Origin of the sequence: Xanthomonas sp. NCPPB 1128, assembly GCF_001043115.1 — a bacterium.
GTDB lineage: Bacteria > Pseudomonadota > Gammaproteobacteria > Xanthomonadales > Xanthomonadaceae > Xanthomonas_A.
On record NZ_LFME01000027.1, the window covers coordinates 1 to 21728 of the forward strand.

The window sequence follows — 21728 nt, forward strand, 5'->3', positions numbered from 1 at the left end:
GAGCCGGGATTGGGGATTGGGAAAAGCCTAGCCGCTTTGCCTGGGTGTGCAAGGTCGACGTGGCCGGGCAGCGCACCGGGATGGCGTGCGCCAGCAGCACCACTGCGATGTGCACGGTCCACCGCAAAGCGCGCGACTGGCTCTAAGCTGTGCCGATGAGCGCACCGCCTTCCGCTTCCGCCCCCCGTCCACGCGCGCTGCTGTTGTGGCGGCTGCTGGCACTGTTCTACGACGCCTGGCCGGTGCTGGCGCTGTGGTTCGTGGTCTCGGCGCTGTTCACCCTTGGCTACACGCTGGAGGGCCATGCGCCGCGCGAGAACATCGCGCCGTTCAGCGCGCTGCAGTGGCTGCTGTGGGTGTGCTGCTGGGTGGTCGCCGGCCTGTATGCGACGCTGAGCTGGCGTCGCGGCGGCCAGACCCTGGGCATGCGTCCGTGGCGGCTACGCCTGCACGGTGCCGACGGCAACGCGCCAGGTTGGGGCGCGCTGTGGCGGCGCTATCTGGTCGGCACGGTGTCGTTGCTGCTGGGCGGACTGGGATTCTGGTGGGCGCTGGTCGATCGGGAGCGATTGACGTGGCACGACCGCGCCAGCGGCACTCGCCTGACGCGGCCACCAAAAGCAAAGCCCTGACGTCAGCACAGGGCATAGCTGCACCTCGACGTGTGCGCCCTATCCAATGCCGCAGCGGCACGGCGACGACGCACCGCTGTTGCATCGCCCTCACGCACGATCCAACGCGAGAACACGGCACGCCGCGCTGCGCCAATGCATTAGCGCAGCGGAGCGGAATTAGACCTTGGTTTGCCCGGTCACGACCCGTTCGATGACTGCCAGCCGCACCCTGTCCTCGGGCGAATCGCTGAGGTTCAGGAATCCTTCGACGCCATGCTTGGTGCCATTGCGGAAGTCCTGGAACGTGTCCAGGATCCGCGTCGGATAGCGATCGAGGTGCTGCGCATCCTTCAGGAAGACCGTCACGCAGTCGTTCCATTGGTCCAGGTGCTGGTTGCTGACATAGGACTCGAGCAGCACCGCATCGATCTTGTTCCACTTCGCCCAGGTGACCAGCGCCTGGCCGGCGTCCGGATAGAAGCGCCAGCAATCGACCGGATACCGATGGAAATCGCCGTTCGACGGCGTATTCAGGTAGCACAGCCCGCCTGGCTTGAGGACCCGCAGGATCTCCAGGAACACGACCCAGAACATTTCCGAATGTTCGAGGCAGCTGCTCGACAGCACCATGTCGATGGAGGCGTCGTCGAACGGCAGCGAGTACGGCGAATCCAGCACGACATCGACGCCGTCGCCGCTCGCGAAATCCACACCGATGTACTCGAACGGCTCCGGCGTGACCTGGCGCAGGGTGCCGTTGAAATTCCTGGATCCGATCTCGACGACCTTGACGCTCGATTGGCTTTTGAATGACTCGGAGTAAGCGTCAAAGAAACGCTGGCCATTGCTCATTGCAGTGGGATGCATCGAAAACCCTTCCAGTTGGCAAATACAACGATTTCAGACTTCATCGAGCCGACGGGCGACGCCACTCGAAAGAGCGCCAGTGCCCGACGCCGCATGTACCCCGCGCTAACTGCTGCGTTTTCGGAACAGCAACCAGGACACGGTGAGCATCACCAACGGCGGCAAGGCATAGGCGATGCGATAGTCGAACTTCAGGGCGCCGGCCATGCGTCCGAAGAACAGCTGCAGCAGCCAGAACACCAGGGCGAACAGAATGCCCAGGAACAGGCGCTTGCCCATGCCGCCGCTGCGCAGCGCGCCGAACGCGAACGGGATCGCGGCGAAGCACAGCGCCAGCACGTTCAGCGGATAGAACCAGCGGCTCCAGTACTGGTCCTCGTAGTCGCGCGCGTCCAGGCCGTTGCGGCGGCGGTATTCGATGCTGGTGTGCAGGTCGCGCGCCGACAGGTTGCGCGGCTTGGCCAGGCCCGAGGCCAGTGCCGCCGCATCCAGCCGCGATTGCCACGGCAGGCTGTCGAACTTCTCGCGTTGCACCGAGCGCTCAGCGAAGGTGTCGCGGTAGGCCTGCTTGAGCGTCCAGCCGCTGTGCCGGTGCTCGGCAATGGCCGCGTGGGTCAGCGAGGCCAGCCGGCCGCTTTCGTCCAGCGTGTACAGGCGCACGTCACGCAGTTCCAGCCAGGTGCCGCCGCCGTCCTCCAGGTGCTCTTCGCCAGCCTGCGCGTTGAGGAAGGTGTTGCCCTCGCGTGCCCACAGCCCCGAATAGCGGGCCATGCTCATGTCGCCGTTGTACTTGGCGTTGGCCTTGATCGCATCGGCCTGGTTCTGCGCCCACGGCGCCAGGGTCTCGCCGTTGACCACCATCGCCACGGTCAGCACCGCCATGGTCGAGGCCGCGGCCAGGCTCAGCCGGCGCCGCGACAGGCCCAGCGCGCGCAGCGCGGTCAGTTCGGAAGTGGCCGCAAGCTGGCCCAGGCCCATCAGCACGCCGATCACCGCGCCGGTCGGGAACAGGGTGTAGGCGCGGCGCGGCACCGTGTAGGCGACGAAGGCGGCGGCATGCCCCAGGCTGTAGCTGCCAGTGCCGATGACCTTGAACTCGTTGGACAGGGCCATGATCACGTCCAGGCCCAGCAGCACCGCCCAAGTCAGCAGCACCGTGCCGAGCACGGCGCGGCCCACGTACACATCGTGCAGGTTCGGACGCAGCCTCATGCCGGCTGCCTCCGCGGCCGCGACAACCGGCCATCGCGCAGGTACATCCACACCGACAAGGCCAGCAACGGCAGGGTCAGCCACCACAGGCCGAGCGCGCGCGGCAGCTTCTCCGTGCTCAGCCATTGCGTGCCGAGGAACATCAGGTTGGTGCCGACCAGATAGGCCAGGAACGCCAGCATGATCCGGCCGTAGCGCTGCTGCCGCGGCGAACTGCGCGACAGCGGCAGGGTCAGCAGGGCGAAGGCCAGCGCCAGCAGCGGCGGCGCCAGGCGCGCATGCAACTGCGCATTGGCCTGCGGGCGCGGATCGCCGATCAACTTGCCGGTGGGCAGCAGTTCGGGATCGTCGTCCTTGCGCGCGGCGTTGCGGTCGGGCAGCGCCACGTCGTTGCTGACGAAACGCATCATCCGGTAGTCCAGCCCATCGCCGGCCAGCGGCCCCTCGACCCGGTAGCCATCCTCCAGGCGCAGGTAGCGGTCGGCCTTGCCCTCGAAGAACATGGCGCCGCGCTGCGCGGTGACCACGTCCAGGCGGCCGTCCTTCTGCCGCTGCATGAACACCTTGCTGAGCTTGGTGCCGTCCCCGGACAGGGTGCTGATGTAGACGATGCCGCCATCGGACAACGGGGTGAAGCGCCCCGCCTCCAGCCCGGCCATCAGCAGGCTGTGGTTGGCCTCGTCGATCAGCCGGTCGGAGGTACGGTCGGCCCAGGGGCCCAGCCACAGCGAGCACAGGCCGACCAGGGTCACCACCGGGATCACCAGCATCAGGATCGGCCGCAGCAGGCGCCGCGGGCCCACGCCGATGGCGGTGATCACCGCCATTTCCGAGTCGCGGTACAACCGCGCCAGCGCCAGCAGCAGGCCCAGCATCAGCGCCAGCGGCAGGATCAGCGGCAGGTACACCACGAACTGCAGGCCCAGCTGTGAAAACAACAACTTGGCCGGGATGCGGCCATCGGCGATGTTACCCAGGATGTCCACCAGCACACCACCGACGCTGACCACCAGCAGCACGATCAGGGTGGCCGAGAAGCTCTGGACGAAATCGCGCAGCAGGTATCGATCGAGCTTCGGCATGGGGGTGGGTTGATTTAAACTCTAGGATTCGTTCGCGGCTGCCCCAGCCTATCCGACTGGGGGTAAAGAGTCCGCGATTGTACGGATTTGCCAACGGAATCTGATCAATGGCCCTGGAATTCACCCTGAACCACGACGCCCCGGCCACCGCGGCGTTCGACTGCATCGTCGTCGGCGTGTTCGCCGACAAGCGCCTGTCCCCGGCCGCCCAGGCCCTGGACGCGGCCAGCGGCGGACGCCTGACCGCGCTGGCCGAGCGCGGCGACGTCAGCGGCAAGACCGGCGCCACCGCCCTGCTCCACGACCTGCCTGGCGTGAGCGCGCCGCGCGTGCTGGCCGTGGGCCTGGGCGACGCCGCCAAGTTCGGCGTGCCGCAATACCTGAAGGCGGTCGGCGACGCCGCGCGCGCGCTCAAGAGCGGGCCGGCGGCCAGCGCGCTGCTGACCCTGAGCGAGCTGGAGGTGAAGGGCCGCGACCAGGCCTGGGCGATCCGCCAGGCGGTGATCGCCAGCGACCACGCCTGCTACCGCTACACCGCCACCCTCGGCAAGAAGAAGCCCGACGACAGCGGCCTCGCCCGCCTGGCCGTGCACGGCGACGACGCCACCGCACTGGCCCAGGGCGAGGCGATCGCCGCTGGTGTGAAATTCGCCCGCGAACTGGGCAACCTGCCGCCGAACCTGTGCACCCCGGCCTACCTGGCCGAGACCGCGGCCGCCTTCGCCCAGGGCGTGGACGGCGCCGAGGCCGAGATCCTCGACGAGACGCAGATGCAGGAACTGGGCATGGGCTCGCTGCTGGCGGTGGCGCGCGGCTCGGCCAACCGGCCGCGGCTGCTGGTGCTGAAGTGGAATGGCAGCGGCGACGCCCAGCCCTACGTACTGGTCGGCAAGGGCATCACCTTCGATACCGGCGGCGTCAACCTGAAGACCCAGGGCGGCATCGAGGAGATGAAGTACGACATGTGCGGTGGCGCCAACGTCATCGGCACCTTCGTCGCCGCCGCGACCGCGCGCCTGCCGCTGAACCTGGTGGTGGTGGTGCCGGCGGTGGAGAACGCGATCGACGGCAATGCCTACCGCCCGTCCGACGTGATCACCAGCATGTCCGGCAAGACCATCGAGGTCGGCAATACCGACGCCGAGGGCCGCCTGATCCTGTGCGACGCGCTGACCTACGCCGAGCGCTTCAAGCCGGCGGCGCTGATCGACGTGGCCACCCTCACCGGCGCCTGCATGGTCGCCCTCGGCCACCAGACCGCCGGCCTGATGAGCAAGCACGACGACCTGGCCGCCGAACTGCTGGCCGCCGGCGAGCACGTGTTCGACCGCGCCTGGCGCCTGCCGCTGTGGGACGAGTACCAGGGCCTGCTGGATTCCAGCTTCGCCGACGTCTACAACATCGGCGGCCGCTGGGCCGGCGCGATCACCGCCGGCTGCTTCCTGTCGCGCTTCACCGAAGGCCAGCGCTGGGCGCACCTGGACATCGCCGGCGTGGCCAGCGACGAAGGCAAGCGCGGCATGGCCACCGGCCGCCCGGTGGGCCTGTTGTCGCAGTGGTTGCTGGACCGCGTTGCGGCCGGGAATTGAGAAACGGGAATCGGGAATCGTGAAAAGCGACTTGTCTGACCCAATCTGGGGCGGCGCACGCGCCGCCACCCGCTGTTCCCATTCCCTATTCCCCATTCCCCATTCCCTGTTCTGATGCGCGCCGACTTCTATCTGATCGCCAAGCCGCGGTTCCTCAACGAACCGCTGCGGCTGGTGTGCGAGTTGGCGCGCAAGGCCAACGACGCCAACCTGTGGACGCTGGTGCTGGCGCGCGACATGGCCCAGGCCGAGGAGCTGGACGAGCTGCTGTGGGCGTTCGATGCCGACGCCTACATCCCGCACCAGATCGCCGACGCCGATGCCGACGAAGAAGAGGCACAGGTGCTGATCGTCCCGCCCGGCGTCGACGCGCCGCAGCGCCCGCTGGTGATCAACCTGCGCGATGCGCCCTACCTGGGCGCCTGCGACCGCGTCCTGGAAGTGGTACCGGCCGACCCGTCCGCGCGCGACCCGCTGCGCGAGCGCTGGAAGCAGTACAAGGCGCAGGGCTACGCGGTCAGCAAGCACGATATGTGATGGAGCCGGGATTGGGGATTGGGGATTCGGGATGAATTCCTGCCTCGCCCCTCCATCCACGCCGCACAGCAACGAATCCCGAATTACGAATCCCCAATCCCGGCTCCCCCATGACCACCCTCGCCTCCAGCTACGATCCCACTTCCTTCGAATCGCGCCTGTACGCGCAATGGGAAGCGTCCGGTTACTTCGTGCCGTCCGGACAGGGCGCGCCGTACACCGTGCTGCTGCCGCCGCCGAACGTGACCGGCACGCTGCACATGGGCCACGCCTTCCAGCAGACGCTGATGGACGCGCTGGTGCGGTATCACCGCATGCGCGGCTTCGACACGCTGTGGCAGGTCGGCAGCGACCACGCCGGCATCGCCACGGAGATGGTGGTGTCGCGCAACCTGGCGCTGGAAGGCAAGGGCGAGACCCGCGATTCGCTGGGCCGCGACGGCTTCATCGCCAAGGTGTGGGAGTGGAAGCAGCACTCCGGCGACACCATCGAGCGGCAGATGCGCCGCCTCGGCACCTCGGCCGACTGGTCGCGCAGCACCTTCACCATGGATCCGCAGCCGTCGGCGGCGGTGATCGAGGCCTTCGTGCGCTGGCACGAGCAGGGCCTGATCTACCGCGGCCAGCGCCTGGTCAACTGGGACCCGGTGCTGAAGACCGCGATCTCCGACCTGGAAGTGGAGAACGTGGAGGAAGACGGCTTCCTGTGGTCGATCGCCTACCAGCTCGAGGACGGCGCCAGCTACGAGCACGTCGAGCACGACGCCGACGGCAACGAGACCCTGCGCGAGACCCGCGACTACCTGGTGGTCGCCACCACCCGCCCGGAGACCCTGCTCGGCGATACCGCGGTCATGGTGCACCCGGAGGATGCGCGCTACGCGCACCTGATCGGCAAGACGGTAACCCTGCCGCTGACCGGCCGCCGCGTGCCGGTGATCGGCGACGACTATGTGGACCGCGCGTTCGGCACCGGCGTGGTCAAGGTGACGCCGGCGCACGATTTCAACGATTACCAGGTCGGCGTGCGGCATGGGTTGCCGATGATCAATATCTTCACGCCCGACGCAAAGATCAGTGCGCACCCCATCGCATCACGCATGGCCGATTTCTACTCGATGGGTCAGGGCCCTGTCGATTCGAGCGGGAGCTATACCCAACTCTTCGGCAAGGACGCCAACTATCGGCATTTCCCCAATCCCAACGAGATCTCGCTCCCCGCAAAATTCCACGGCCTGGACCGCTTCGACGCGCGCAAGGCGGTACTGGCAGATCTGGAAGACCTCGGCATTCTGGTCGAGACCAAGCCGCACAAGCTGCAGGTGCCGCGCGGCGACCGCACCGGCCAGGTGATCGAGCCCTACCTCACCGACCAGTGGTTCGTGAAGATGGACGCGCTGGCCAAGCGCGGGCTGGAATTGGTCGAGTCCGGGCAGATCCAGTTCGTGCCGCCGAACTGGATCAACACCTATCGCCACTGGATGGAGAACATCCAGGATTGGTGCATCAGCCGCCAGTTGTGGTGGGGCCATCGCATCCCGGCCTGGTTCGACGACGCCGGCAACTGCTACGTCGGCCGCGATGAGGCCGACGCGCGCGCCAAGGCCGGCCTCGGCGCCGACGTCGCCCTGCACCAGGACAGCGACGTGCTGGAAACCTGGTTCTCCTCGCAGCTGTGGCCGTTCGCGACCATGGGCTGGCCGGACTCGCAGGCGATGGCCGAGCGCGGCTTCGATCGCTACCTGCCGTCGAGCGTGCTGGTCACCGGCTTCGACATCATCTTCTTCTGGGTGGCGCGCATGATCATGGCCACCGACAGCTTCACCGGCAAGGTGCCGTTCCGCGACGTCTACATCACCGGCCTGATCCGCGACGCGCAAGGCCAGAAGATGTCCAAGTCCAAGGGCAACGTGCTCGATCCGCTGGACATCATCGACGGGATCAGCATCGAGGACCTGGTCGCCAAGCGCACCACCGGGCTGATGAAGCCGCAGGACGCCCCCAAGATCGAGAAGGCCACGCGCAAGGAATTCCCGAACGGCATTGCCGCCCACGGCGCCGACGCGCTGCGCTTCACCATCGCCGCGCTGGCCGGCCACGGCCGCGACATCAAGTTCGACCTGGGCCGCGCCGAGGGTTACAAGAATTTCTGCAACAAACTGTGGAATGCCAGCCGCTTCGTGCTCATGAACACGCCGGGCGGGGATTCGGGAGTCGGGAGTCGGGAGTCGCAACAGCTTGCGCCGGTCACCGATGCCGAGAAGTGGATCCTGCTGCGCCTGCAGGCGGTCACGGCCGAGGCGCAGGCGCAGTTCGCCGCGTACCGCTTCGACCTGCTGGCGCAGTGCCTGTACGAATTCGCCTGGAACGAGTTCTGCGACTGGTTCCTGGAACTGGCCAAGCCGGCGCTGAGCGGCGACGACGCGGCCGCCGCCGACAGCACCCGCCACACCCTGCTGCACGTGCTGGAAACCCTGCTGCGCCTGCTGCACCCGCTCACCCCGTTCCTCACCGAGGAACTGTGGCAGCAGGTGGCGCCGCGCCTGGGCATCGCCGCGCCGACCATCTCGCTGCAGCCTTACCCGGACGCGGCGTCGATGGACGTATCCGCCTACGACGGCGCCGCGGCCGACGTCGAATGGCTGAAGGCGATGGTGTCGGCGCTGCGCCGCGTGCGCAGCGAACTGCAGGTGGCACCGTCGCGGCAGGTGCCGCTGCTGCTGCAGGGCGGCCAGGCGCAGGATCGTGCGCAGATGGATAACCCCACAGTGGTTTCCGAAAGGTCCGCTCCCTCTTACTGGACGCAAGACCGCGCCCGCGTTGAACGTTTCACGCCACAGCTGCGCTTCCTACTCAAGCTCGACGATATCGAGTGGCTGCAGGATGGTGCCGCGGCGCCGGCCGCGGCCACCGCCATCGTCGGCGAGCTGACGCTGCTGGTGCCGCTGGAAGGCCTGGTCGACCTGGATGCCGAGCGCCTGCGCCTGGACAAGGAGATCGCCCGCGTCGCGTCCGAGAAGGACAAGAGCGAGGCCAAGCTGGGCAAGTTCACCGACAAGGTGCCGCCGGCGGTGATCGAGCAGGAACGCCAGCGCCTGGCCGACTGGAGCGCGCAACTCGACGGCCTGCGCGCGCAGCGCGCCAAGCTGTAGTGTCACCCCAGTTGTAGGAGCGGCTTCAGCCGCGACCTCCGTCCCTGACGGGTCGCGGCTGAAGCCGCTCCTACAACATGAATTCGAGCTCGCTGCGGGAGTGCCGGCATCCTGCACATTGGATCCAGCCGCGACGCCGCATCGTCAGACACCACGAACAACGCGCCAATTCTCTTACGCCGTCGACCGGCGAAGCGACGACACTGAGCATGACCACACCACGCCGCCGCCCGGCCTTCCAGGCGGCGGCACAGCGACTCCCTCAGAGCTTGCCGGCGCCGGCCTTGGCCTTGACGTCCGCCGCCACCTTGTTCGCCGGCAGCAGCGAATAGGTATACGGCGGGGTCCAGCCGATGTTGTTGTTCCAGGAACAGGTCAGCGCCTTGCCGTTGAGCAGCGAGCCGAAATCGCGGTAGACGCTGCCGCCGTAGTCGGCCGCGATCTTGTCGCAGCTGCTCACGCCGCTGATGTCGAAGACGTTGTTCTCGGAGAAGATCTTCGACTCCTTGCCGACGCCGTGCGCATAGGAGAACGGATACACCGCATTGCTGGTGCTGCCCACATGGTAGTTGTTGTACAGGTGCACCTGGCCGAAGCGCACCCGCGGCGCGCGCGCGGAGATGTTCTCGAATAAGGTGTTGTGGATGGTCACCTTGAGCTTGCCGCTGTCGGTGCTGGAAGCGCTGTCGCTGGAGCCGATCAGGTTGTTCTTCTCGTGCGACTTGAACGCCGAATAGGACACGGTGACGTAGTTGGCGCCCTTCTTGATGTCCAGCGCGCCGTCGTGGTGCTGCTTGGGCCGGCCGTTGGCGGTGCCGTTCTGGTCGTCGGTGCGGCGGCCGTCGGTGAAGGTCACATGGTCCACCCACACGTTGCTGGCGCCCTCGATGGTCATGCCGTCGTATTCGGAGTTCCAGTTGCCGGCGCTGCCGTCGTTCGGATCCCACACCGGTTGCGGATCCCATGGATTCTCGATGGTGATGTTGCGCACGATCACGTCGTTGGCCTTGACGTAGAAGTAGCCCTCGCGGATCTCGGCGTTGCTGCCGACGCCGATCAGCGTGGTCTTGGTCGGGATGTCCAGGCGCGCGCGGCTCTTCATGTCCGCGGTGGTGCTGTAGGGCGTGCCTTCGCTGATGTCGATGATGCCGTTGATCTTGATGATGCGGCCGTTGCTGCCGGCACTGGCCTTCAGCGCGGCCTTCAGCTGCGCCGCCGTGCTGACGCTGTAGACGTCGGCCGCGGCGGCCTTGGAACCGCCCTTGGTGCCGCCGTTCTGCGTCGCCCAGCCGGTGCTGGCGACCTCCAGGCTGGCGTCGGCATGGGCGGCGCCGGCGAGGCCGGCCAGGCACAGGGCCAGGCCGAGCGTGCGCAGCGGCGAACGCGGCGATGAAGCGATGAGGGACTGCGTGGTCATCCTGGAAACCTCGTGAGCATGCGTGGTTTGGACGCAGGCGCACGTGCTCCGCGACAGCGGAATGCACGGCGACGCCTGCGCGTTCGCTGTCCCCTCGGACAACTGCGGGTCATGCCTTCGTGGGAGGCAGGCGCCGAAGAGGCGCGCACTGTAGGGAGCGCGTGGCGCGTGTAAAGAGGCGACGACAGCACCCCACGATCCAGTCGCACGATGTGTGATCCATCGCGCACGAATCGCCTGCGCGCGGCAACGCGCCGCCTCGCCATCGCTGCGGGACAACAACGCTGTCCCACCGACAGGAGGCGACATTGAGGGGATCGCGTGCGAGGGCGCGAAAACGCCGGGAAAACGCAACAGGCAGGGGCAGTGAGCGCCAGGCCTTGTCGATCGACACGCAGCACACAGGTGCACTCGCCACAGCGAACACCAGGCCGACAACGCCGACTGCCTGCAGCGGGATCGCCTAGATCAGGTTGCGGCGCGCACGCGGTGCAGTGCCATCGCGGCACAGGCCAGCGCCATTGCCGGTCGCTTGTGCCGGCAACGTCCGCACACAGGCGGCAGCAGCGCTCAAATGAAACCGCACGTCGCCCGCGGCGAACGCGCAGGGGCCTCAGGACATGCCGTCGAAGAACAGCTCGATCGCCATCACCAGCGCGTCCTCGCGCCCGTTCGCAGCCGGGTAGTAGCGCGGGCGCCGGCCGATCTCGTTGAAGCCTTCGCTGTGGTACAGCGCGATCGCGTTGGGATTGGACGGACGCACTTCCAGGAACACCCGACGCGCGCCGAGGTCGACTCCGTACTTGATCAACGCGCGCAGCAGCAGCCGGCCGTAGCCGCGCGACTGCCGCTCCGGCGCCACGCAGACGTTGAGGATATGCGCCTCGTCGGCGGCGACGCTGATCACCCCGTAGCCGACGATCGTGCCCTCCTCCACCAGCACCCAGCCCGGATAACCGGCCTGCAGGCAGTCGCGGAAGATGCCGCGGGTCCAGGGAAACGGATAGGCGCGGCGCTCAATCTCCATCACCGCATCCAGATCGGCCTCGCGCAGGGCGCGCAGCGTGGCCGCTGGCGCAGGTGCCGACCCGAGCGCGCTCATCGCGGCGCCCGCTTGCGCAGCGCGCGCAACTGCGGCCACAACGCGCGCTTGGCCGCGGCATTGCCGCGCAGTTCGTCCAGCGGCCAGGTCGCCATCAGCGCCTGCGTGGCCGGATCGTTGGGATTGAGGCCGGAGGCGCGCAACAAGGCGATCTGCAGCCGGTCGGGCAGGCGCAGGCCGACCCGGCGCGCACCTGCCGCAGGCGCCGCACGTACCGCGTCCGGCTGCACCACCGGAGCCGGTGGCGACGGCGCGCGCCGTCGTTCCGGCATCTCGGCGGCTGGCAGTTCGGCGGCGTGACCTCCCCGTGGCGGCGCCGATCCCGGCCCAGACCGCTGCACCGGCGCCACCGGCGCCTCTTGCGGCGGCGGGGCCGGTTCGATCACGGCTGCGGCATCCACGTACACGGTGTGGCCGAGCGCCTGCAGCCAGCCGACCTGCTCGGCCGACCACAACGGCGCATCCATGGATGCGTGCTCGCTCATGTCGCGTCCGGCACCTTGCGCCAGCGCCGCCACAGCCACAGGCAGGGCCCGGACAGCGCGTACAGCACGCCGATCGCCAGCAGCGCCCGCGCCAGGTCGATGACCAGCACCGCCAGCACGATCGGCGCCAGCACCAGCATCAGGAACGGCACCCGGTCGGTGCGCGGGCCCTTCTCGCCGCTGCCCTTGAAGCTCCAGAAGCGGATGCGGCTGACCATCAGCAGCGCTGCGGTCACGGTCAGGCCCAGCGCCACATAGCGCAGTTGTTCGCCGTCCCAGCCCAGCGAGCCGTCGGCGAAAGACCACACGAACGCCATCATCAGCCCGGCCGCGGCCGGGCTGGCCAGGCCCACGAACCAGCGCTTGTCGACCGTGCCGACCTGGGTATTGAAGCGGGCCAGGCGCAGCGCGGCGCAGGCCGCGTACAGGAACGCTGCCGACCAGCCGACCCGGCCGAGCATGCTGCCGTCGAACTTCAGCGCCGACAGCGACCAGTGGTACATCACCAGGGCCGGCGCCATGCCGAAGCTGACCAGGTCGGCCAGCGAGTCGTACTGCACGCCGAATTCGCTGCTGGTGCCGGTCAGCCGCGCCACGCGCCCGTCCAGCCCGTCCATCACCGCGGCCACGAACACCGCCACGCTGGCGTGCACGAACTGGCCGTTGGCGGCGGCGATGATGGCGTAGAAGCCGGAGAACAGGCCGGCGGTGGTGAACAGGTTCGGCAGCAGGTAGATGGTGCGCGAACGGGGGGGCGGTCGGGATGAGTCCATCCCGTCAGTCTAATCGACTTGCCAGGCCCGTCGGCGGGTGCTGCAATCGGCGCTCCCGCCGCGCCCTGGAGACCGAGATGCGCGTCCTGCCCCGGCTTTGCTGCCTGCCCCTGCTCGCCGTCAGCGGCATGCTCGGCGCCACCACCCTGTACCAATGGAAGGACGCGCAGGGCGTCACCCACTATGCCGAGACCCCGCCCCCCGGCGGCGAGTACCAGGTGCGCAAGGTCGACACCCGCGGCGACGCCCCGGCCGAGACGCCCGCGGCGGCCCCGGCCGAGAACGGCCAGTGCCTGACCGCGCGCAAGAACCTGGACATCCTCGACAAGCCCGGCAAGATCACCACCGACAGCGATGGCGACGGCAAGCCGGACGGAGAGCTGGACGAATCCCAGCGCGCCTCGCAGAAGGCCCTGGCCGAGGCCGCGATCAAGGCCTACTGCACCCCGGCCGCCGCACCCGCCAAGTAAGCCAAACGCGCACGGCCGGCCGCGGGCGATGCCCGCAGCGCCGGCAATGACTGGCAAAATGGGCGACCCGCCGTCTGCGAAGCCCCTCGATGCGCCTTTCCCAGTTCCACCTGCACACCACCAAGGAAACCCCGGCCGACGCCGAACTGGTCAGCCACCAGCTGATGCTGCGCGCGGGCATGATCCGCAAGCTCGCCTCCGGCCTGTACACCTGGTCGCCGCTGGGCCTGCGCGTGCTGCGCAAGGTGGAAGCGGTGGTGCGCGAGGAAATGAACCGCGCCGGCGCCGTGGAAGTGCTGTTCCCGACCATCCAGCCGCGCGAGCTGTGGGACGCCACCGGGCGCTGGAGCAAGTTCGGCGGGCTGATGCTGCGCATGCAGGACCGCAAGGACCAGGACTACTGCTACAGCCCGACCGCCGAAGAGGCTGCCGCCGATTTCGCGCGGCAGGAGCTGAGCAGCTACAAGCAGTTGCCGGTCAACTTCTACCAGATCCAGACCAAGTTCCGCGACGAGATCCGCCCGCGCTTCGGGGTGATGCGCGCGCGCGAGTTCCTGATGAAGGATGCCTACTCGTTCCACATCAGCGACGAGGACCTGGCGCGCGAGTACGAGAACATGAAGGCGGCCTACACCCGCATCTTCACCCGCCTGGGGCTGCAGTTCCGCGCGGTGCAGGCCGATTCCGGCGACATCGGCGGCGACGCCTCGCAGGAATTCCACGTGCTGGCCGCCTCCGGCGAGGATTCGCTGGCGTTCTCCACCGGCTCGGACTACGCGGCCAATGTCGAAGCCGCCATCGCCGCAACACCGGCGCCGCGCGCGGCGGCAGGCGAGGAACTGCGCAAGGTCGCCACGCCCGCCCAGAAGACCTGCGAGGCGGTGGCCGAGTTGCTCGGCCTCCCGCTGCAGCGCACGGTCAAGTCGGTGGCGGTGATGGCCGGCGAGCGCTTCGTGCTGGCGCTGGTGCGCGGCGATCACACGGTCAACGAGATCAAGCTGGGCAAGGTCGCCGGCCTGGCCGGCTACCGCATGGCCACCGAAGCCGAGATCCTCGCCCACCTGGGCAGCGAGCCGGGCTTCCTCGGCCCGCTGGGCCCGCGCCAGCCGATCCGCGTGGTCGCCGACCGCGACGTGGCGGCGCTGGCCGACTTCGTGGTCGGCGCCAACGAGCGCGGCTTCCACCTGGCCGGGGTCAACTGGGGCCGCGACCTGCCGGAGCCGGACGCCGTCGCCGACCTGCGCAACGTGGTCGAGGGCGAGCGCGCCCAGGACGGCGGCGAGATCCGCCTGGCGCGCGGCATCGAGGTCGGCCATGTGTTCCAGCTCGGCCGCCAGTACGCGCAGGCGCTGGATGCCACCGTGGTGGACGAGAACGGCAAGACCGTGACGCTGGCGATGGGCTGCTACGGCATCGGCATTTCCCGCATCGTCGCCGCGGCGATCGAGCAGAACCACGACGACGCCGGCATCCGCTGGCCGCAGCCGATGGCGCCGTGGGCGGTGGCCATGTGCGTGATCAACCCCAAGCGCGATCCGGCGGTCGACGCCGCTGGCGAGGCGCTGCTGGCGGAACTGCAGCAGGCCGGACTGGATGCGGTGCTGGACGACCGTGGCCTGCGCCCCGGCGCGATGTTCGCCGATATCGAATTGATCGGCGTTCCGCACCGGGTGGTGGTCTCGGAGCGGGGCTTGGCCGCCGGCACGTTCGAATATCGCGCGCGCAGCGGCGGCGATGCCGAACACCTGGATCGCGCCACCTTGCAGGCGCGACTGCAGGCATGACCAGAAGGGCCGGGACGATATCCCGGCCCTTCTTCTTTACGCCACCATCACGCCGCATGAGTGAAACCGGCAAGGTATCTGCGCAATTGAATACGCCGGGCATGAATATATAAGGACATATTCCAGGGCATTGCATCCGGAGATACCCGGAAGCGAATAAGCCGGATATTTGTCAAGCCGATTCGGCATCATTATGATTCAGCGCTGCCAGGGAATGGCGGAAGGCCACCACCCATTTTCCGGAGTAAAGATGACCATCGATCTCAGCGGCCTGTCGGCCAAGCAATTGGGCGCGCTCATCAAGACCGCCAAGAAGCAGCAGTCCATCGTCGCCAAGCGCACCCCCATCGCCAAGGTCCGCACCCAGCTGACCCGCCTGGCCAAGAGCCACGGCTACAGCATCGAGGAAGTCTTCGGCGGCGCCCCCGCCGCGCGCGGCCGCAAGGCCGGCAAGCCGGGTCCGAAGCCGGGCCGCAAGCTGGGCAAGGTTCCGCCGAAATACCGCAATCCCGCCAATGCCGCCGAAACCTGGACCGGCCGCGGCAAGCAGCCGCGCTGGCTGGCCGATCTGGTCGCCAAGGGCAAGAAGGTCGACGATTTCCTGATCGCCGGCGGCGCTGCCAAATCCGCCGCGCCGGCCAAGAAAACCGCCAAGAAAACCACCAAGAAGGCGGTCAAGCGCGTCGCCAAGAAGGCCAGCAAGAGCGCCGCGCCGAAAGCCTGATCCGGCAGCGCCGATCGCAACGGAAAACGCCGGTGCATGCCGGCGTTTTTTATTACCGGATTCAAAGATTCTTGCGCGCCGGGATCAACAGATTGCCGAACAACAAGCCGGCGACCAGCGCCATCACGATATTGGTGACCGTCAGCAGCGCCGATTGCCCGCCGAGCACGTCCTGCTGCTGGACCAGGGTCAACAGCCCGCGCAGGCTGGCACTCCCGGGCACCAGCATGATGATGCCCGGCAACCGCACCAGCGCGCCCGGCCGGTGCACGATGCGGCCGAACAGGTTGCCGGCGGCGGTCAACACCATCGCCGACAGAAAGATGCCGACCGGGCTGCCCCAGGCATCGCCAGCGAAGCGCGCGACCGCATAACCGGCCACCGATGCCGCCATCACGAACGGATAATCGCGCAGGCTGGCCTTGAACAGCAGCGCGAAGGCATAGGCGGCGACCAGCAGCGAGGCCCACTCCACCCAGCCGTGCTGCGGCCGCGACGCCCGGACCATCGGCTCCAGGCCGAGCAACTGCGCCAGGGTCACCGCGATCACCGCGCCGACGGTCAGTTTGACGACGGTGGTGACCGCGCCGGCGAAGCGCGCCGTACCCGACACCCAGTGCTGGCTGGTCAGTTCGTTGACGGCATTGGTCAGCGCCATTCCCGGCAGCAGCACCACCAGCGAGGCGATGATCACCGTATTGAGATTGAGCGGCGCCACGAAACTGGCCACCAGGGTCGCGACGAAACCGGCCAGCAGCGCGGCCAGTGCGTCGTTGGCTTCCTTGGTCGCCGGGCGCTTGTCGGTGAGCTGGGTGAGCACGCCGATCAGCAGGCCGATCGCGGTGGCGGTGGCGATGTCCAGCCACGGCAGGCGCCACAGCCCGGCCACGCCGGCCGCGGCCAGGCCGAAGCCCAGCACCTGCATCGCCATCCAGCGACGTCCCGGCGGCTGATCCAGCTGCCGCAGCGCGGTGTGGCCCTGGGCCACGCTCATGCGCCCGCTGGCCACATCGTCGGCGATGCGGTCGGCGACGCTGAGCTTGTGCAGGTCGTTGTCGCCGGGCGCAAGCCGCACCACACGGGTGATGTCGCTGGAGCCGATCGCCTTGGTCGGGTCGCTGAAGCTGAGGATCAGCCCGGTCGGGTTGGACCAGGGTTCGCAGTCCAGGTCCAGTTGCTGCGCCAGCGCCACCACCGCCGCCTCCAGCCGCTGCGCGGTAGTGCCGTAGGTGTGCAGTCGCCCGGCGATGTCGGAGACGAAGGCGATGCGCTGCGCGTAGGTCGCGTTGGCGGAGGGGCTGACGGTGGGAGCGGCGGGCATGTCGGCTAGTATGGCGCGAACGCCGCGCCCGGCCACCCCGTCGCGATCACCACATTTGCAACACGGGCGAAACAGGTATGCTCGCGCACCGGACGCCCCCATGATCGAACCGCAACCGCCCAAACTCAGCCAGGACGACCGAGACCCCTCGCGGGTGCGGCTGACCGGCAGTTGGACCCTGGCCACCGCACTGGCCTCCTCGGAAGTGCTGCGCGGCATGCCGGCCGGTACCACCGGCATCGACGCCAGCGGCATCGGCCAGCTGGATTCGGCCGGGGTGCTGCAACTGATGCGTTACGCCACGCGCAACGGCATCGCCCACGAGGCGCTGGATTTCCGCCAGGACCACCGCGCCCTGGTCTCGACCATCGAGGACGTCGCCGACGATCGCCCCAAGCGCAAGCGCGACTACGGCTTCGCCGCGGCGCTGGAACGCCTGGGCTATGCGGTGCACCGCAATGGCAAGGAAATCGTCGCCCTGGTCGGCTTCCTCGGCGAAACCCTGGTCAAGCTGCTGCGGCTGCTGCACGCGCCGCGCCGGTTCCGCATGACCGCCACCGTGCACCACATGGAGCAGGTCGGCCTGGACGCGGTACCGCTGGTGGCACTGCTGTCCTATCTGGTCGGCGCGGTGATCGCCTTCCTCGGCTCCACGATCCTGCGCGACTTCGGCGCCGAGATCTATGTGGTGGAGCTGGTCAGCATCGCCTTCCTGCGCGAGTTCGCGGTGCTGCTGACCGCGATCGTGCTGGCCGGACGCACCGCCAGCGCGTTCACCGCGCAGATCGGCGCGATGAAGGCGCGCGAGGAGGTCGACGCGATCCAGACCCTGGGCCTGGACCCGATGGACCTGCTGGTGATCCCGCGGCTGGTGGCGCTGCTGCTGATGCTGCCGCTGCTGACCTTCGTGGCGATGATCGCCGGCCTGGCCGGCGGCGTCACCGTCGGCGCTTTCGACCTGGGCATCCCGCCGCAGATGTACCTGGCGCGCATGCACGACACCATCCAGATCCGGCACATGCTGGTGGGCCTGTCCAAGGCACCGATCTTCGCCATCGTGATCGGCCTGATCGGCTGCCTGGAGGGACTGCGGGTGGAAGGCACCGCGCAGTCCGTCGGCGAGCGCACCACCTCCAGCGTGGTGCAGACGATCTCGCTGGTGATCATCATCGACGCGATCGCCGCGCTGTGGTTCATGAACATGGGGTGGTGATGGAGCCGGGATTGAAGATTGGGCATTGGGGATTCGTTGAAGCCGGGCGCTACGCGCCTGGGCGGGAGCGGTTGCGTTGACCAATCCCGAATCTCCACTCCCGAATCCCGAGCAGGAACTGGCCATTTCCGTGCGCGGCCTGGTCAATCGCTTCGGCAGCCAGACCGTGCACGAGGACCTGGACCTGGACGTGCGCCGCGGCGAGATCCTCGGCGTGGTCGGCGGGTCGGGCACCGGCAAGTCGGTGCTGATGCGCACCATCCTCGGCCTGCGCGACCCCGATGCCGGCAAGATCCAGGTGCTCGGCGTGGACACCGATTCCGGCCGTCGCGCCGATCGCCTGCACGTGGAGCGCAATACCGGCGTGCTGTTCCAGGACGGCGCGCTGTTCTCCTCGCTGACCGTCGGCGAGAACGTGCAGGTGCCGCTGAAGGAGCACTTCGGCGAACTGCCCGACAGTTGGCACTACGAACTGGCGCTGCTCAAGGTCAAGCTGGCCGGCCTGCCTGCCGACGCGCTGAACAAGCTGCCTTCGCAGCTGTCCGGCGGCATGCGCAAGCGCGCCGGGCTGGCGCGTGCGCTGGCACTGGACCCGCCACTGCTGTTCCTGGACGAACCCACCGCCGGGCTGGACCCGATCGGCGCGGCCGCCTTCGACCGGCTGATCCGCACCCTGCAGGAAGCGCTGGGCCTGACCGTGTTCCTCATCACCCACGATCTGGACACCTTGTACGCTATCTGCGACCGCGTGGCGGTGCTGGCCGACCGCAAGGTCATCGCCAACGCGCCGCTGGCCGAGATCGAGCAAGTGGACCATCCGTGGATCCAAGAGTATTTCCACGGCCCGCGCGCCCGCGCCGCGCGCGATGCCAAGACCGCCTGGACCGAGACCCCCTGAGCCCATGGAAACCAAAGCCAATTACGTGCTGATCGGCGCCTTCACCATCGTGGTGGGGATCGCGCTGCTGCTGTTCGGACTCTGGGCCGCCAAGTACTCCTCCGACCGCACCTGGCAGGAATACCGCGTGGTGTTCCGCGAGGCGGTGACCGGCCTGTCGGTCGGCAGCCCGGTGCAGTACAACGGCATCGCGGTGGGCTCGATCACCGAGCTGACCCTGGCGCCGAACGACCCACGCCAGGTGGTGGCGCGGATCCGAGTCAACTCGACCACGCCGATCAAGAGCGACACCCGCGCCAAGCTGGGCATCACCAGCCTGACTGGCCCGTCGATCATCCAGCTCTCCGGCGGCACCCCGGAAGCACCGACGCTGACCTCGATCGACAACAGCGATGCGCCGATCATCCAAACCACGCCCTCGGCGCTGCAGAACATCACCGACACCGCCAACCGCATCGTCGAACGTCTTGACGAGGTGCTCAGCGACCGCAACGTCGCCAGCATCACCGCCACACTGCACAACCTGGAGACCATCAGCGGCGGCCTGGCCGACCGCGACCAGGGCATGCAGTCGCTGATCGTCAGCGCGCGCGACGCCGCGCGCAACCTGGACACCACGCTCAAGACCACCAACGGCACCATCCAGCGCCTGGACCAGAACCTGGTGCAGCAGTTGCCGCCGATCCTGGACAAGCTGGAGGACACGCTGAGCAAGCTGGATTCGGCGGCCGGCAATGCCGACAAGATCCTTGGCGAGAACCGCTCGGCGATCAACAGCTTCGCCAACGACGGCCTCGGCCAGCTCGGCCCGACCCTGACCGAACTGCGCGGCCTGATCCGCGACCTGCGCCGGGTCAGCGACCGCCTGGACAACAACCCCGCGCGCTACCTGCTCGGCCGCGACGCCCCGAAGGAGTTCAAACCCAAATGAAGCCGATGCGCGCCTTCTTCCTGCTCGCCGTGCCGGCCCTGCTGCTGACCGGCTGTTCGCTGCCCGGCGGCAGCAAGGAGCCGGTGACGATCTACGCGCCGGACGTGCGGGTGACCGCGGACCCGGCCTGGCCGACCGTGAGCTGGCAACTGGCGCTGACCAAGCCCAGCGCCGCGCGCGTGGTCGACAGTTCGCGCATCGCCGTGCGGCCGACGCCCGACGAACTGCAGGTGTACGGCGGCGTGAGCTGGGCGCAGCCGGCCACCGACATGCTCGAGGACATGCTGCTGCGCGCGTTCGAGGATTCCGGGCGCATCCCCGGCGTGGCCCGACTCGGCACCGGCATCCGCGCCGACTACAAGCTGCTGCTGGACCTGCGCCGTTTCGAATCGGACTACGCCGGGCGCGCGGTGCCGTCGGCCACCATCGAACTCAATGCCAAGCTGCTGTACAGCGCCGACCAGCGCGTGGTCGCCTCGCGCACCTTCCTGGTGACCCAGCCTGCCGCCGGCACCGCCGAATCGCAGGTGGTCGACGCCTTCGGCCAGGCCATGTCGCAACTCGGCCATGACGTGGTCGGCTGGACCCTGCAGCAGGGCCAGGCCGACGCCGCCACCGCGCTGGCGCCCAGCGTACCGCCGCCCGCCAGCCCGAAGCCGCCGCGACGCTGATGGCTCCCCTCTCCCACCGGGAGAGGGGTCGGGGGTGAGGGTGCGGTGGCCGCGGAGCCGTCTTCCCCAGACACGTCCCTAGCCATCCGCCCCTCATCCGCCCCTTCGGGGCACCTTCTCCCAAAGGGAGAAGGGATCACAGCTTCGCTCCCCTCTCCCATCGGGAGAGGGGTCGGGGGTGAGGGTACGGCGGCCACGGCGTCATCTCCAGACACAGCCCCAGCCACCCGACCCTCATCCGCCCCTGCGGGGTACCCTCTCCCGGAGGGAGAAGAGAGGCGCAATGCGGCGGAACGTCAGATTGATCCGCTCCCCCACCGGCCTGGCGGTGCGCGGCAGGGCGTGCCGGTACAGGCGCTGGGTGTCGCCCGCCATCAGCAGCAGTCCGCCGGAGGTCAGTTCCAGCGTCTGGCGCAGCGCCGGCTGCTGGCGATGGCGCAGCACGAAGCGACGCGTAGCGCCCAGGCTCAACGAGGCGATCACCGGCGCCGGCCCCAGTTCGCGCTCGTCGTCGCTGTGCCAGCCCATGGCGTCGCGGCCGTCGCGGTAGCGGTTGGCGAGCACGCTGTTGAACGCCACCCCGGTCTCGGCGGTCAGCCGCGCACGCAGCGGCAGCAGCGTCGCCGGCCACGGATGCGGCGCGAAGCGGGTACCGGAATAGCGGTAGCTGGCGTCGGCGTCGCCGATCCAGCAGCTCAGCCGCGGCGAATCGACCAGCTTGCCGAACAGCCGGATCCGGTGCACTTCCCATGGCACCTCGTGCAGCAACTGCGCGCACAGCGCCGCCGCCGCGGTCGGGTCCAGCCATTCGGGATACCAGCGCAGATCGGCGCCGGGCAGGTCCAGTTCCATCGCGCCACGCTAGCATGCCGGCGGCCACCGTACG

General features: G+C 68.3%; 20 protein-coding genes. 11 read left to right on the forward strand and 9 right to left on the reverse strand.

What is annotated here, in order from left to right; genetic code table 11:
* Positions 1–155 precede the first annotated feature (155 nt).
* The gene (locus ACP93_RS15540; protein WP_048491580.1) at positions 156–632 is read left to right on the forward strand and encodes an RDD family protein; all 477 of its coding nucleotides are present in this window, start codon (positions 156–158) and stop codon (positions 630–632) included.
* Positions 633–791: 159 nt separating this feature from the next.
* Here the strand turns inward: ACP93_RS15540 and ACP93_RS15545 are convergent, their stop codons facing one another.
* The 3 genes from ACP93_RS15545 to lptF form a co-directional block, all read right to left on the reverse strand.
* Positions 792–1466: a methyltransferase domain-containing protein gene (locus ACP93_RS15545; RefSeq protein ID WP_204243704.1), complete on the reverse strand. Its 675-nt coding sequence runs from the start codon at positions 1464–1466 to the stop codon at positions 792–794.
* 120 nt (positions 1467–1586) lie between these two features.
* On the reverse strand, positions 1587–2693 hold the full coding sequence (gene lptG / locus ACP93_RS15550) for an LPS export ABC transporter permease LptG (protein WP_048491582.1): 1107 nt from the start codon (positions 2691–2693) through the stop codon (positions 1587–1589).
* Positions 2690–3775: an LPS export ABC transporter permease LptF gene (lptF, locus tag ACP93_RS15555; protein ID WP_048491583.1), complete on the reverse strand. Its 1086-nt coding sequence runs from the start codon at positions 3773–3775 to the stop codon at positions 2690–2692. Before lptF ends, lptG begins: the two co-directional genes overlap by 4 nt.
* A 107-nt stretch (positions 3776–3882) precedes the next feature.
* On the opposite strand from lptF, the gene ACP93_RS15560 reads away from it, so the two are divergent.
* From ACP93_RS15560 to ACP93_RS15570, 3 genes are all read left to right on the forward strand, one after another.
* Entirely contained in the window at positions 3883–5364 is a 1482-nt protein-coding gene (locus ACP93_RS15560) for a leucyl aminopeptidase (RefSeq protein WP_048491584.1), read from the forward strand.
* 111 nt (positions 5365–5475) lie between these two features.
* The gene (locus tag ACP93_RS15565; protein ID WP_026144777.1) at positions 5476–5901 is read left to right on the forward strand and encodes a DNA polymerase III subunit chi; all 426 of its coding nucleotides are present in this window, start codon (positions 5476–5478) and stop codon (positions 5899–5901) included.
* Positions 5902–6011: 110 nt separating this feature from the next.
* Positions 6012–9053 carry a valine--tRNA ligase gene (locus ACP93_RS15570; RefSeq protein ID WP_048491585.1) on the forward strand — a complete coding sequence of 1014 codons (3042 nt, stop codon included), beginning with the start codon at positions 6012–6014 and terminating at the stop codon, positions 9051–9053.
* A gap of 262 nt (positions 9054–9315) precedes the next feature.
* Here ACP93_RS15570 and ACP93_RS15575 read toward each other — a convergent pair whose 3' ends face one another.
* From ACP93_RS15575 to pssA, 4 genes are all read right to left on the reverse strand, one after another.
* Entirely contained in the window at positions 9316–10470 is a 1155-nt protein-coding gene (locus ACP93_RS15575) for a pectate lyase family protein (protein ID WP_048491586.1), read from the reverse strand.
* 613 nt (positions 10471–11083) lie between these two features.
* Positions 11084–11572 (reverse strand): ribosomal protein S18-alanine N-acetyltransferase, encoded by a 489-nt coding sequence (gene rimI / locus ACP93_RS15580; protein ID WP_048491587.1) that lies wholly within the window; start codon positions 11570–11572, stop codon positions 11084–11086.
* On the reverse strand, positions 11569–12039 hold the full coding sequence (locus ACP93_RS15585; protein ID WP_204243707.1) for an alanine acetyltransferase: 471 nt from the start codon (positions 12037–12039) through the stop codon (positions 11569–11571). The genes rimI and ACP93_RS15585 overlap by 4 nt, the downstream gene beginning before the upstream one ends.
* Positions 12040–12053: 14 nt before the next feature.
* The gene (gene pssA, locus ACP93_RS15590; RefSeq protein ID WP_048491588.1) at positions 12054–12830 is read right to left on the reverse strand and encodes a CDP-diacylglycerol--serine O-phosphatidyltransferase; all 777 of its coding nucleotides are present in this window, start codon (positions 12828–12830) and stop codon (positions 12054–12056) included.
* Positions 12831–12907: 77 nt separating this feature from the next.
* Here pssA and ACP93_RS15595 point away from each other — a divergent pair, with 77 nt between their 5' ends.
* From ACP93_RS15595 to ACP93_RS15605, 3 genes are all read left to right on the forward strand, one after another.
* Entirely contained in the window at positions 12908–13300 is a 393-nt protein-coding gene (locus tag ACP93_RS15595) for a DUF4124 domain-containing protein (protein WP_048491589.1), read from the forward strand.
* A gap of 89 nt (positions 13301–13389) precedes the next feature.
* Positions 13390–15084: a proline--tRNA ligase gene (locus ACP93_RS15600; protein ID WP_048491590.1), complete on the forward strand. Its 1695-nt coding sequence runs from the start codon at positions 13390–13392 to the stop codon at positions 15082–15084.
* Positions 15085–15334: 250 nt separating this feature from the next.
* Positions 15335–15808: an H-NS histone family protein gene (locus ACP93_RS15605; RefSeq protein WP_048491591.1), complete on the forward strand. Its 474-nt coding sequence runs from the start codon at positions 15335–15337 to the stop codon at positions 15806–15808.
* A 61-nt stretch (positions 15809–15869) separates the two neighbouring features.
* Here the strand turns inward: ACP93_RS15605 and ACP93_RS15610 are convergent, their stop codons facing one another.
* Entirely contained in the window at positions 15870–17129 is a 1260-nt protein-coding gene (locus tag ACP93_RS15610; RefSeq protein WP_048491592.1) for a threonine/serine exporter family protein, read from the reverse strand.
* Positions 17130–17229: 100 nt separating this feature from the next.
* On the opposite strand from ACP93_RS15610, the gene ACP93_RS15615 reads away from it, so the two are divergent.
* From ACP93_RS15615 to ACP93_RS15630, 4 genes are all read left to right on the forward strand, one after another.
* Positions 17230–18342: an ABC transporter permease gene (locus ACP93_RS15615; RefSeq protein ID WP_048491593.1), complete on the forward strand. Its 1113-nt coding sequence runs from the start codon at positions 17230–17232 to the stop codon at positions 18340–18342.
* A 76-nt stretch (positions 18343–18418) separates the two neighbouring features.
* Positions 18419–19240, forward strand: a complete 822-nt coding sequence (locus ACP93_RS15620) for an ABC transporter ATP-binding protein (RefSeq protein WP_048491594.1) — start codon at positions 18419–18421, stop codon at positions 19238–19240.
* A gap of 4 nt (positions 19241–19244) precedes the next feature.
* On the forward strand, positions 19245–20171 hold the full coding sequence (locus ACP93_RS15625) for an MlaD family protein (protein ID WP_019797240.1): 927 nt from the start codon (positions 19245–19247) through the stop codon (positions 20169–20171).
* Positions 20168–20842 (forward strand): ABC-type transport auxiliary lipoprotein family protein, encoded by a 675-nt coding sequence (locus tag ACP93_RS15630; protein ID WP_048491595.1) that lies wholly within the window; start codon positions 20168–20170, stop codon positions 20840–20842. Before ACP93_RS15625 ends, ACP93_RS15630 begins: the two co-directional genes overlap by 4 nt.
* A gap of 234 nt (positions 20843–21076) precedes the next feature.
* On the opposite strand, the gene ACP93_RS15635 is transcribed toward ACP93_RS15630, so the two are convergent.
* Positions 21077–21694 (reverse strand): alpha-ketoglutarate-dependent dioxygenase AlkB family protein, encoded by a 618-nt coding sequence (locus tag ACP93_RS15635; protein WP_048491596.1) that lies wholly within the window; start codon positions 21692–21694, stop codon positions 21077–21079.
* Positions 21695–21728 lie beyond the last annotated feature (34 nt).